Annotated in this window: 9 protein-coding genes and 1 pseudogene; 5 read left to right on the top strand and 5 right to left on the bottom strand. The window is 56.6% G+C overall.

What is annotated here, in order from left to right:
• Window positions 1-10 precede the first annotated feature (10 nt).
• Together AC3ISI_RS28635 and AC3ISI_RS28630 are read left to right on the top strand one after the other, a co-directional pair.
• Complete coding sequence (locus AC3ISI_RS28635; RefSeq protein ID WP_489334809.1) at window positions 11-1,159, top strand: NAD(P)/FAD-dependent oxidoreductase; 1,149 nt, start codon at window positions 11-13, stop codon at window positions 1,157-1,159.
• 194 nt (window positions 1,160-1,353) lie between these two features.
• Entirely contained in the window at window positions 1,354-1,629 is a 276-nt protein-coding gene (locus AC3ISI_RS28630; protein WP_003213368.1) for an HU family DNA-binding protein, read from the top strand.
• Between the two features lie 89 nt (window positions 1,630-1,718).
• On the opposite strand, the gene AC3ISI_RS28625 is transcribed toward AC3ISI_RS28630, so the two are convergent.
• The 5 genes and pseudogenes from AC3ISI_RS28625 to tssI form a co-directional block, all read right to left on the bottom strand.
• A complete protein-coding gene (locus AC3ISI_RS28625) occupies window positions 1,719-2,114 on the bottom strand; it encodes a DUF6124 family protein (protein ID WP_489334808.1) in 396 nt (131 codons plus the stop codon).
• A gap of 379 nt (window positions 2,115-2,493) precedes the next feature.
• On the bottom strand, window positions 2,494-3,201 hold the full coding sequence (locus AC3ISI_RS28620) for a DUF2931 family protein (protein WP_489334807.1): 708 nt from the start codon (window positions 3,199-3,201) through the stop codon (window positions 2,494-2,496).
• Window positions 3,188-3,891, bottom strand: a pseudogene (locus tag AC3ISI_RS28615) (DUF2931 family protein). Before AC3ISI_RS28615 ends, AC3ISI_RS28620 begins: the two are co-directional and overlap by 14 nt.
• Complete coding sequence (locus tag AC3ISI_RS28610) at window positions 3,878-4,546, bottom strand: DUF2931 family protein (RefSeq protein WP_489334806.1); 669 nt, start codon at window positions 4,544-4,546, stop codon at window positions 3,878-3,880. Before AC3ISI_RS28610 ends, AC3ISI_RS28615 begins: the two are co-directional and overlap by 14 nt.
• Window positions 4,539-7,970, bottom strand: coding sequence for a type VI secretion system tip protein TssI/VgrG (gene tssI / locus AC3ISI_RS28605; RefSeq protein ID WP_489334804.1), 3,432 nt, complete (start codon window positions 7,968-7,970; stop codon window positions 4,539-4,541). Before tssI ends, AC3ISI_RS28610 begins: the two co-directional genes overlap by 8 nt.
• A gap of 703 nt (window positions 7,971-8,673) precedes the next feature.
• On the opposite strand from tssI, the gene tssA reads away from it, so the two are divergent.
• The 3 genes from tssA to tssC are packed head-to-tail and all read left to right on the top strand — an operon-like array spanning window position 8,674 to window position 12,268.
• Window positions 8,674-10,230, top strand: coding sequence for a type VI secretion system protein TssA (gene tssA, locus AC3ISI_RS28600; RefSeq protein WP_489334803.1), 1,557 nt, complete (start codon window positions 8,674-8,676; stop codon window positions 10,228-10,230).
• A gap of 32 nt (window positions 10,231-10,262) precedes the next feature.
• Entirely contained in the window at window positions 10,263-10,766 is a 504-nt protein-coding gene (gene tssB, locus AC3ISI_RS28595) for a type VI secretion system contractile sheath small subunit (protein ID WP_489334802.1), read from the top strand.
• A 26-nt stretch (window positions 10,767-10,792) separates the two neighbouring features.
• Complete coding sequence (tssC, locus tag AC3ISI_RS28590; RefSeq protein WP_489334801.1) at window positions 10,793-12,268, top strand: type VI secretion system contractile sheath large subunit; 1,476 nt, start codon at window positions 10,793-10,795, stop codon at window positions 12,266-12,268.
• The last annotated feature ends 4 nt before the right edge of the window (window positions 12,269-12,272 follow it).

Genomic DNA, 12,272 nt, shown 5'->3' with positions numbered 1-12,272 from the left:
GGAGTAAGGAATGAACGCACCTGTCGTGATCGTCGGTACCGGGCTGGCCGGCTATAACCTGGCCCGGGAGTTTCGCAAACTCGATAGCGAAACCCCGCTGCTGTTGATTACCGCCGATGACGGACGTTCTTACTCCAAGCCGATGCTTTCCACAGGTTTTGGCAAAAACAAAGACGCTGACGGCCTGAGCATGGCCGAACCCGGCGCGATGGCCGAGCAGTTGAAGGCTGAAGTGCGCACGCACACGCGCATCAGCGGCATCGATCCGGGCCACAAGCGCCTGTGGATCGGTGAGGAAGCGGTGACTTACCGTGACCTGATTCTGGCCTGGGGCGCGGAAACCGTGCGGGTGCCGATCGAAGGCGACGCATCGGATTGTGTGTTCCCGATCAACGATCTGGAAGACTACGCCCGCTTTCGCGCAGCGGCGGCCGGCAAGCGTCGGGTGTTGCTGCTCGGGGCCGGCCTGATTGGCTGCGAGTTCGCCAATGACCTGAGTCTTGGCGGTTACGAGGTGCAACTAGTTGCACCGTGCGAGCAGGTCATGCCGACCCTGTTGCACCCGGCAGCGGCGGCCGCCGTCCAGGCCGGGCTGGAAAGCCTCGGCGCCCGATTCCACCTCGGGCCGGTGCTCAATCGCTTGCAGCGTGTAGCTGATGGCCTGGAAGCGCATCTGTCCGACGGTCAGGTGATTCCTTGTGACGTCGTGGTCTCGGCCATTGGCCTGCGCCCGCGTATCGACATGGCGGCAGCGGCCGGTGTGCAGGTCAACCGAGGCGTGGTGGTCGACCGTTACCTGAAAACCTCCCATGACAATATCTACGCGCTGGGCGATTGCGCCGAGGTCGACGGGCTGAATTTGCTGTACGTCATGCCGCTGATGAGCTGTGCGAGAGCGCTGGCTCAGACCTTGGCCGGAAACGCTACGCCAGTGAACTACGGCCCGATGCCGATCACTGTGAAAACCCCGGTGTGTCCGTTGGTGGTATCACCGCCACCACGGGGCAGCGAGGGCGTCTGGACGGTCGAAGGGCAGGGCGCCGACATCAAGGTGTTATGCCGCGATGCCAGCGGAAAACTGCTCGGTTATGCCCTGACAGGCACGGCCGTCATGGAAAAACTGGCCCTCAACAAAGAGCTTCCGGCACTGCTGGCGTAAATACCGGTCGTTCTGTCGGAATCACCCCGCTTTTGCCCCTACAAAGCACGCGCCGATACTGGCGCGGCTCTTCTGTGCGTGCCATCCTCACTCCCGTCTGCCGCAGAGTAGAGCATCTGCGGCACCTTGGGCGCTGCTCCGCAGAGAGCAGCACGGACATAACAACAAAAAACCGTCAAAGGGGCTTCACTAATATGCGTAAACCAGAACTCGCCGCAGCAATTGCTGAAAAAGCAGACCTCACCAAAGAGCAGGCCAACCGCGTTCTCAACGCCGTTCTCGAAGAAATCACCGGCGCTCTGCATCGCAAGGACAGCGTCACGCTGGTGGGCTTTGGTACCTTCCTGCAACGCCACCGCGGAGCCCGCACCGGCAAAAACCCGCAAACCGGTGAGCCCGTCAAAATCAAGGCCAGCAACACCGTCGCCTTCAAGCCAGGCAAATCGTTGAAAGACAGCGTTAATCCGTAACACACGCCGACTGCCCGCCTAGCGGGTAAGCGGGATAAAAAATGGGCACGCCAACCAGGTTGGGTGCCCATTTTTTTATGGCTGGCGGATCAGCTGGCCCGGCTGTGTTTCCTGGCAAGGATCGCCGCCATTTCCGGCTCGTCGAGGTCATCCAGCGCCCGATCTATCAGCAGATGCACACCATCGGCCATGCGGCTGAGAGCCAGGGCTACAGAGCGTTGTGGGCCATCCACATTGTCGGCGAGGTCGGCGGCGATGGCGCTGATGGACCGAGAGTCTTCCGAGGCGTTGGCGAGCAGTGCGTCCGTGTTGATGTCGGGGCAAACGCTGAAGAGCTGGCCTTTGCGTTTGGATTGTTTCGGTTTGGTTGGTGGGAAGTGATGGTCGAGGGCGCGCTCGGCGGCGTCGTTCAGCTTTTTTGAATCGGGGCATTCATAGGGGGAGACCGGATCGGTGTCCGGTGGGTTGGGTGTGACTTTGAACATGTCTTAGCTCTCTCTGAATGAGGCTGCGACCGGTCCGCTACTAAACGTAATGGAGGCAGCTGTACGCAGGTTAGTAGACCGACGAGCTAAGAAATCGGCGCGCCCGAGGGCGCCCTACGCACAGCTACCATCAAGCGCAGGGTTGAGGCCCTGACTAATGAGTACTTGTACGACTTAACTACGACGGGCTACTAAACCCGATCACTGAGGATCAGTGACAGGAACCAAGTTACCGACCGGCCCTAAGGCGCACAAGCCGGCGGATTCTGGCGTAGCCGTAGGCAACGACGCAAGGTGTTGTAGCTTGCAGGACGTAACCTTGAGGCGTTTTAAACAGGTGCTGTCGGGCGGTGTTTAACCATCGAAATTGTTGGCACTCCTACCAACTGCCATAGGGAATACCGAACTTGTCGATGTAGGCTTTGGACTCCGGCGACAAAGGCAGAGCATAACGGCCTTCATTTTTTCCCTGAGAGGGGCCTTGTTCATTGACGGTACCGACTATCCGCGCAATCTCTACCGATTTAAGGCAGGGACCACCCAGCCAGACCTTGGCAACACCGCCCGGCGCGAGACCAATGCCAATGTCGTCGCGGTAGTCGGTGATCCATTTACCGTCGGCTCTGCAGAAGGCTTTTTCAGGTCGACGCATGATTTCCCGAGCTGATTCGGGAATGACGATATAGGCCTCGTAAGTTTGTGGTTCTGCCAGCGATTGCCAGCGCACATAGATCAACCTTGGTAGATCGGCTCCCGTGACATGGCGCCCCTTCCCACCACCGTTACTGCTGACCCAGCCTTTGGCAATGCCTTGATTATTCGGGGGCTTTGGCACAGAGGCGATACCACCTCCTGCACCTCGGAATATCCGCTCCTGTATATCCACCACGTCAGCAGTTTCAATCCAGACCTCCATATAAGCTGGCGCTGAAAATCCCAGGAACCAAGGTAGTTTTTTGTCCATTTGCGCGAAGCTTTGCGAGCAGCCAGTCAAGAACAGTCCAACCAGCAACCCTGCGCATTTTTTGATTGACCTGCCCGACTTGAGGGGCGGCAGTGCCGCGAGGTAGTTGTTACCAACTTCCATAGGGGATACCGAATTTTTCTATGTAAGACTTGGAAATTTCAGGCAAGGGTCGATGCTTGCCACTGGATTTGCCTTCATAGGGGCCTTTCGGATTAATTGTGCCTTCTACCCGAATTATCTCGATAGCGCTCAGGCAGGCACCCCTTAGCCAGACCTTGGCAATCCCCCCGGAGCCAAACCAATACCGATGTTGTCACGGGACTCGGTAATCCATTCGGCGCCGAAGCGGCAAAAAACCTTTTCAGGTTTGCGCATGATTTCCCGTGCGGACTCTGGAATGACGATGTAGGCCTCATAGGTTTGCGGCTCGGCCAACGATTGCCACCGTACATAGATCAAACGGGGCAAATCAGCGCCAGTGACATACCTGCCCTTACCTGCGCCGTTACTGCTGACCCAACCCCTAGCGATGCCTTGATTGTTCGGGGGCTTTGGCACAGAGGCGATACCACCTCCTGCACCTCGGAATACCCGCTCCTGTATATCCACCACGTCAGCAGTTTCAATCCAGACCTCCATATAGGCTGGCGCTGAAAAGCCCAGGAACCAAGGTAATTTTTTGTCCAATTGCGCGAAGCTTTGCGAGCAGCCAGCCAAGATCAGTCCGACCAGCAGCCCTGCGCAGTTTTTTATAGTCCCGCCCGACTTGCTGTTCGGCAGGGCCGCGAGGTAGTTGTTACCAACTTCCATAGGGGATACCGAATTTTTCTATGTAAGATTTGGAAATTTCAGACAACGGTCGATGCTTGCCACCGGATTTGCCTTCATAGGGGCCTTTCGGATTAATTGTTCCTTCTACTCGAGCAATCGCCACCGACTTCAAACACGGACCGCCCAGCCAGACTTTGGCAATACCTCCCGGCGCCAAGCCAATGCCAATGTCGTCGCGATAATCGGTAATCCATTTGCCATCAGCCCTACAAAAGGCTTTTTCAGGTTTGCGCATGATCTCTCGCGCTGATTCGGGGATGACGATGTAGGCCTCATAGGTTTGTGGTTCGGCCAACGACTGCCAGCGCACGTAAATCAACCGTGGCAAGTCAGCGCCAGTGACATGACGCCCCTTTCCACCGCCGTTATTGCTGACCCATCCTTTGGCAGTGCCCTGATTATTAGGGGGCTTTGGAACAGAGGCGATACCACCTCCAGCACCCCGAAATACTCGCTCCTGTATATCCACCACGTCAGCAGTTTCAATCCAGACCTCCATATAGGCTGGCGCTGAAAAGCCCAAGAACCAAGGTAGATCTTTACTCGATTGCGCGAAGCATTGCGTGCAATTGAATAGCAGCAACCCTAAAAGCAACCCCGCGCACTTTGTGGAAAAAAGTGTCGAGCTACTCATTGGGGTGCACCACACGTTGGCTGTTTTTTGCTGGCCGGTTGATAAACACAATGTCCAAGTCGCTGCTGTTGAAACCTTTGGCAGCATTCCAGTTAGCGGACAAGTGAATGTAGCGACTGCGTAACATCGCTCTTTCTTGAGCCGTCAATCCCTCGACCGTTGTTTCGCCAAGGGCATAGGACTGGAGCTTTTTGTGGATAGGCTCTAATTCCTCGGGTATTCGCAGTGCTGGGGTGTCTGGTATTGGCTTGAATGGCACGTCATGCCTAACTGCTAACTCTCGCATGATCCGTAAATACACCAGCGACAGTTCGCCACGCACCGGGCGTTCAATGGCGGCCGCTGCAAAAACCTTTTTCTCTGGATCGGTATTGGGTTTACCACGCTCTCTTGATAGGGGTAACGGTCTTTCCCAATACGCCACTTTGATTTCGTTACCCGGACCGTCGAAGTCGATTACGCCTTTTTCATACCAGGCGAATGCCTCTTTTTCGGCGGAAAGGTAAGCGTTACTACGGGTCGCAGCTCTGCTCTCGCTGATGGTGCTTGTAAAAGGCTTACCCAGCAGAAGTTTTTCCTTGGCTATTGGCAAATAACCGCCGCCGAGATCCGAGTGCACGCCGGGCAAAACCAGGTCTGTATCGCCGAGGCTGTTAAGGGCGAAATTTTCACGGATTTCGTCTCGAGCGACCAGGTGAACAACCTTTTTTGCACAGTCATCCGGGAGTTTGAGATTGACGCCGGGGTTTCTGCTGTTGGTTCCAGTGAGGTCGAGCACCCACGGGTTGGCGATCGATGCGACAGTATCGAACAGGCCGATGAAGTTGATGATCACGTCAGTTTTGACGCGCCAGTTGAAGTTACTGGACAAGATCGGAGAGCCGGCGGGCAGTGATTTCGCAAGAATGTTGTGCTCGCCTTTGAGCACCTCGTTTGTAAAGTGCCGCGCGGCTGCCGCACCTCGACTGAAGCCGAAAATATCGAATTCAATCCGATCAATTTTCATCCCTGGATTCCTTTCATCCAGTCGTCGTATCTGTTCCATTATTAACGCTGGGCTCTGCTTTACTCGTGCAACCACACTCGTTTCGCCCAACCGCCCTGTTGCTTGGGTGTAGAGAGAGTCTTCACCACCGCTCGTGGTCCCGATGCCATCGACATAAATGGCGATTGAGGTCGTCGTTGCTTCTGGCAACAGAGTTTCGTCCGCTCGGTCTTCATACAGTTTGTAAAGCCGGACAATGTTGCTCACATCATTCCCATAACTATTGTCCGGCGAGCTCCCATTGCCGTCGTACCCGAAAGCCGCGCAATGCTTTTGTATTTCCTCGGCGGCCTCTGCTAGCTTGGCGTCAGGGGCGTAACACGCCGCCACGGTTTCGCTGTTGGCTTTGTTGTTTCCCGTGCCGTCGAAAAACACCCCAATCCGCAAAGTAATCCCTTCCTCTTCGACTTCCTCCTCTTCTTCCTCCAACTCATCCTCTTCCAATGGCACAGGCGCAACAGACGCCAACACCCCCGCCACTGTCCCCGGCAACAACGCATGCGCGGCCATACCCGCCCCCGGCGAACCACCTACCTCAATCTCGTTGCTGCTGAAGACCCCTTCAGCATTGATCACGATATGTTGACCACCGGCTTTCAGGGTGATGCTGGCGCCCGCGTCCAGCACCAGACTGGCCCCGGCCTTGATATGAACATGCTCGCCAGCCTCAACCACCAGCGCTTCGCCGACTTGTGAGTAGCTGCTTCCGGCAATCTGCAAATAGTCACTGGCCTTGAGTTGAGTCTTGCGATCCGCCGTAACCGTGCGATGTTCTTCAGCCCCGAGCACCGCGATGCTGTTGCCTTTGATGCTTTCCCGACGCTCGTTGCCCACCTCCAGCCGACTGTCATTTTCGACCATCTGCTCCAAATCCCGCTGGGCACGCAGGTAGATCAACTCCTGCCCGGCGCGGTCTTCAATCGACAGTTCGTTGTAGCCGCCAGTGCTGGGGGAGCTGTGGGTACGAAGTACGGTTTTTGTTTTGTTCTCGGGCAAGGGGTAGGGCGGCGGCGTGACCTTGTTGATGAGGCAACCGGTTATCAATGGATTATCGGGATTGCCTTCGAGGTAGGTGACGAGGACTTCCATGCCGATACGCGGAATGGTCACCGCGCCGAAGTTATCCCCCGCCCAGCTGGAGGCCACCCGCAGCCAGCAACTGCTGTTTTCGCTGTTGTACTCAGCCCGGTCCCAATGGAATTCGGTTTTGACGCGACCGTATTCATCGCAGTAGATCTCTTCACCGGCAGGTCCGGTGACGCGAGCGGTCTGGCAGTTCAGCATCGGCCTCGGTGCTGGCATTGGTGGCCGATAAAACACGTCCCACGGAATCGCGCTAAAGCTGTTGTGGTAGCCCTGGGTAAAACCGTCCTCGGGTTCGGTGGCGTTTGTGATTGACTCTTCGAGCACCGAAGGCTGCTTTCCAGTGTGGGTAACACTGAGCAGCAGCCATAGATCGTTATACGTTTTGTGTGGGTGTTCCCTCAGACCGAAAAAGTGTCCGCTGCGCAGCGTTGGCTCGTCGCTTTCACCTTCCGCTAACTGATAATCGACTCGGTGCCGTTCCAGTGCGTGTCGGGCCAGTTGTTTGCCGCGTTTTTCACTGTCGAAATAGAGCGGGTAACCATAGTCTTCAAGCTCGGGACTGAACCCAGCGGTAAAGCGGGTTTCCAGCAACCGACTGGGGCGGTTCAGGTCGTAGTTGCGGCGGGTGACAATGCTGGGGCGGGTACTGAAACCCATGGATAACTGACTGACCACCGGATGCTCCGCCACCATGCCGGAGTCTTGCCGATACGGCGTTTCGCCCAGCTTGGGAAAGCAGGTCTGGTCGTCGGTGAACACCAGCAAATGGCCTTCCCGAGAATGCTGGTGATGCCACGCGATGCCGTCCTCGGCGCACAGGCGCCGGACGAACTCAAAATCATTTTCCCGGTATTGGGTGCAGTATTCGCGCACGGGACTCGTTTTGACGTGGAAGGTAAACGCATCGGCCTGGATGCCATGCCCCTTGAGTACCTTGGCGATGATTTGCGGCACCGTCTGGCGCTGGAAAATCCGCTGATCGTGGCTGAGCTGCAAGTAGTGCAGCGCTGGTACCAGGTTCACGCGATAGCGGGTCAGGCGCTTGCCGACATCACCCACGGACACCGCTACGATGTGGCCATGAATGCCTTCGCCGTTATGGCCGAATTGCAGAAATGCAGGTTGGTTGAGCAGGCATTCCAGATCGATATCGGGGTACTCGCTGACCAGATCGACGCCAACTGAATACAGAGCGCTGATGGTTTCAGTGCCTTCAAAGGCGAGCACCTTGAAATCATTGCGAACCGTTGGGATCACAAGGGTGAAGTGAGCAGCATTGGCCGGTGCGAACATTTGCTTATCCTTTTGCTTTGTGAGCTCGTCCTTGAGCCGAGGGGAATAAGTCGCGCTGCCAGAGCCATGCCCGGCCTGAGCAAGCGTTAATGTCTGGCACGCTAACAACGTATTAAAAGGCTTGATGTAGGACGCGGCTGGAAACACTGTCCGAAACTTCCGTACTTCAGGACATTACCTTGCAGTTACGAGCGAAGTTGTGGCAGTCACACGATGTCGAGCCGAAATTGAGCATTTAGTCCGATTAAAAGTGCTATCAATCCGATGGCACCTTTTACGTCTGAATTGGCTGGTCCAGTATCGTTTAAAAAAAATGAACTATTTCGGAATGTTCCTACATTAATCCTTGCTAATTGTGGGCATGCTGCACGCCTGGCTCAGAAGCTTGCAGCGAATAAACGGTGTCAGGCCTGGCGCGCGGCTCTATCTCAGGTATTTCAGGGGTGTCAGATGAAGGTTTGAATATCAAGGCGGCATTGTGGAGTGTCTTTGCACATATAGGAAAGTCTACTTTTACAAATAAAAACCAATTCGGTTCGCTGTTTAATTGAATGCTCGATAGTGGCTGTCATCGTAAGTGCGATGCGGCGATTGAAACAGCATGATTTAAATTGGATAAGATTTTTTGCAGCTCTTTGATACGGTTTCACGTGGCAGAAATGTTCATTGCGTGTATGGCCGTAATTATAAATAAAGGCAATGGATGTCCTACTCAAGCAAACTTTCCGCGCATTATCTTGAACTCGCAAAAGTCTCTATTTCCAAAGAGAATTTCGCGGGTGAGGACGTTCGCTTTTCGGGCGGATACGAGGCCTTGGAAAGCGAGCTGGCGAAAGCCTCGTCCATGCATGAAAGCGGTCAGATCGACTGGCTGAAAATCCGTGAAATCAGCGAAAACCTGCTGCGTACCGAGTCCAAGGACTTGCGAGTCGGTGCGTGGCTGACCTGGGCCCTGTATCAGCGTGAATCCTTTCAGGGACTGCTGGCCGGCCTCGGGTTGCTGCACCACCTGTGCGAACACCACTGGGCCGAAGTCCACCCGAGTAAGGCTCGCACCCGCTCCGCTGCCATCAGTTGGCTGGTGCCGCGTCTTGAGCAGGTGCTCACCGAAAACGTCGCGATCAAAGAGCAGTTGCCGATGTTCCGGCGGCTGGTCGAACACCTTGAAGGCCTCGATGCCGCCTGCACCGAGCATTTGGGTGATGATGCGCCGCTGCTGCTGCCTATCTCGCGCCGCCTGAAAAACAGGGTCCAGCGCGCCGCCGATAACCAGCCGGAGCCCGGTGTGGTGGGCGCCGCAGTGGCTCAGGTCAAACAAGCCGCCACGCAGCTATTCACCCCCGGCGCACCGATCGATAACGAAAAAGAAGCCCACAAGGCCCTGCGTGCCCAGCAAGAGAGCGCGCGGCCGTTGTGTGCCTGGTGGCTCAAGCAGAAGGCCACCGACCTGCGCGCCTTGCGTCTTAATCGCACGCTGCTGTGGTTGCCCATCGACGCTGTTCCCGAGCGTAATGCCGAGCAAATCACCGCGTTGCGCGGCTTGCCGGCGGACAAGCTCAAGGCTTATCAAGACCGTTACGACCAAGCCAAATACGCCGACCTGCTGGTGGAGCTGGAGGCAAGTCTCGCGACGGCGCCGTTCTGGTTCGACGGCCAACGAATGGTCTGGGAATGCCTTCAGGGCCTGAACGCCGAGATGGCCATGCGCGAAGTGGAAATCCATTTCGCACTTCTGATTCAGCGCCTGCCCGGCATCATCGAATTGCGTTTCCACGATGGCGCCCCATTCGCCGACCCGGCCACCCGCGCCTGGATCAGCGCCAACGTCATGCCGAACCTGCAAACCGCCAACGCGCCGCGCAAGGTCGAAGTCGACGATACCCAGCCGGCCTGGGAATTGGCCCTGGAAGAAGTCCTGCCGGTTCTGCGCAAGGATGGCCTCAAGGCTGCCGTGCAGATTCTCAAGCAGGGCCTGCAAAGCGCCCAGGGCGGGCGTGTCCGTTTCTTCGGGCAGTTCGCCCTCGCGCGGCTGTGCTTCATGGCCAAGAAATACGAACTGGCCAAGACCCAACTCGAAACCCTCGACCAAACATTACAGGACTCAGGCCTGCATGCCTGGGAGCCCGATCTTGCGCTGGAAGTGCTGCATTTGCTGCATAGCTGCTGCGAGTTGTTGCCGCAGAACCATGCCGTACGTGAACGCAAGGAAGAGATTTATCGCAGGCTGTGCCACCTCGATCTCGAAGTGGTACTCGAATAGGCCCCAGGGCCACAATCGCAAGGAGAAAAGCCATGGCCAAAGAAGGCTCGGTAGCCCCCAAGGAACGCATCAACGTTACGTTCAAACCTGCCACCGGTGGTGCACAGGAAGAGATTGAACTGCCGTTGAAACTACTGGCAATCGGTGATTACACCCACCGCAAAGACGAACGCAAAGTCGAAGATCGCAAGCCGATCAGCATCGACAGGACGACCTTCGACGAAGTGCTGGCCAAGCAAGAGCTGAGCCTGACGCTGAGCGTACCGAACCGTCTTCAGGAAGAAAGCGACACGGAAGAACTGGCCGTGAAACTGCGCGTCAACTCGATGAAGGACTTCAACCCGGCCAGCCTGGTCGAGCAAGTGCCTGAGCTGAAAAAACTGATGGAACTGCGCGACGCGCTGGTGGCCCTCAAAGGCCCGCTGGGTAACGCGCCTGCGTTCCGCAAAGCCATCGAAGGCGTGCTCGCCGACGACGAATCTCGCGGTCGCGTATTGGGTGAGCTGGGCTTGAACGCCGCCGCCCAAGACGTCTGAGCCCCCATCAGCCAAGGAAGCCAACAATGAGCACCAGCGCAGCACAGCAAAAGAGCAACGAGAACGGCGAGTACAGCATTCTCGACAGCATCATCGCCGAAACCCGCCTGAGCCCGGACGACGAAGCCTACGACATCGCCAAGCGCGGTGTGTCGGCCTTCATCGAAGAGCTGCTCAAGCCGCAGAACAGCGGTGAGCCGGTCAAAAAAGCCATGGTTGACCGTATGATCGCCGAGATCGATGCCAAGCTCAGCCGTCAGATGGACGAAATCCTGCACCACCCTGATTTCCAGTCGCTGGAATCGTCGTGGCGTGGCCTGCAATTGCTGGTCGACCGCACCAATTTCCGCGAAAACATCAAGATCGAAATCCTCAACGTCTCCAAAGACGACCTGCTGGACGACTTCGAAGATTCGCCGGAAGTGATGCAGTCGGGCCTGTACAAGCACATCTACACCGCTGAATACGGTCAGTTCGGTGGTCAGCCGGTGGGCGCGATCATCGCTAACTACTTCATGTCGCCAAGCTCGCCGGACGTGAAACTGATGCAGTACGTGTCCAGCGTTGCCTGCATGTCCCACGCGCCGTTCATCGCTGCGGCCGGTCCGAAATTCTTCGGCCTGGAAAGCTTCACCGGTCTGCCGGACCTGAAGGATCTGAAAGTTCACTTCGAAGGTCCGCAATTTGCCAAATGGCAGAGCTTCCGTCAGTCGCAAGACTCCCGTTACGTTGGCCTGACCGTGCCGCGTTTCCTGCTGCGTAACCCGTACGACCCGGAAGACAATCCGGTCAAATCGTTCGTGTACAAAGAAACCGTCGCCAACAGCCACGAGCACTACCTGTGGGGCAACACGGCCTACGCGTTCGGTACCAAGTTGACCGACAGCTTCGCCAAATTCCGCTGGTGCCCGAACATCATCGGCCCGCAAAGCGGTGGCGCGGTGGAAGACCTGCCGTTGCACCACTTCGAAAGCATGGGCGAAATCGAAACCAAGATTCCTACTGAGGTTCTGGTTTCCGACCGTCGTGAATACGAACTGGCCGAAGAAGGTTTCATCTCCCTGACCATGCGCAAAGGCTCCGACAACGCAGCGTTCTTCTCTGCGAGTTCGGTGCAGAAGCCGAAATCCTTCGGCATCAGCGCAGAAGGCAAGGCCGCAGAGCTGAACTACAAGCTCGGCACCCAACTGCCGTACATGATGATCGTCAACCGCCTGGCTCACTACTTGAAAGTGTTGCAGCGCGAGCAACTCGGTTCGTGGAAAGAGCGTACCGACCTCGAACTGGAACTCAACAAGTGGATACGCCAGTACGTGGCCGACCAGGAAAACCCGAGCGCCGAAGTTCGTGGCCGTCGTCCATTGCGCGCGGCCCAGATCATCGTCAGCGATGTCGAAGGCGAGCCTGGCTGGTATCGCGTCAGCCTGAACGTGCGCCCGCACTTCAAGTACATGGGTGCCGATTTCACCCTGTCGCTGGTTGGCAAGCTGGACAAAGAGTAAGCGG

It is taken from the genome of Pseudomonas sp. GL_139_B (genome assembly GCF_057834475.1).
The sequence above is the reverse complement of the archived record's forward strand: the minus strand, read 5'-3'. Positions and strand labels throughout refer to the sequence as shown.

Bases quoted from the DNA above. Each gene is read 5' to 3' on its own strand.
- AC3ISI_RS28635 (WP_489334809.1), top strand. From the start codon at position 11: ATGAACGCACCTGTCGTGATCGTCGGTACCGGGCTGGCCGGCTATAAC.
- AC3ISI_RS28630 (WP_003213368.1), top strand. From the start codon at position 1,354: ATGCGTAAACCAGAACTCGCCGCAGCAATTGCTGAAAAAGCAGACCTC.
- AC3ISI_RS28625 (WP_489334808.1), bottom strand. From the start codon at position 2,114: ATGTTCAAAGTCACACCCAACCCACCGGACACCGATCCGGTCTCCCCC.
- AC3ISI_RS28620 (WP_489334807.1), bottom strand. From the start codon at position 3,201: ATGGAAGTTGGTAACAACTACCTCGCGGCACTGCCGCCCCTCAAGTCG.
- AC3ISI_RS28610 (WP_489334806.1), bottom strand. From the start codon at position 4,546: ATGAGTAGCTCGACACTTTTTTCCACAAAGTGCGCGGGGTTGCTTTTA.
- tssI (WP_489334804.1), bottom strand. From the start codon at position 7,970: ATGTTCGCACCGGCCAATGCTGCTCACTTCACCCTTGTGATCCCAACG.
- tssA (WP_489334803.1), top strand. From the start codon at position 8,674: ATGTCCTACTCAAGCAAACTTTCCGCGCATTATCTTGAACTCGCAAAA.
- tssB (WP_489334802.1), top strand. From the start codon at position 10,263: ATGGCCAAAGAAGGCTCGGTAGCCCCCAAGGAACGCATCAACGTTACG.
- tssC (WP_489334801.1), top strand. From the start codon at position 10,793: ATGAGCACCAGCGCAGCACAGCAAAAGAGCAACGAGAACGGCGAGTAC.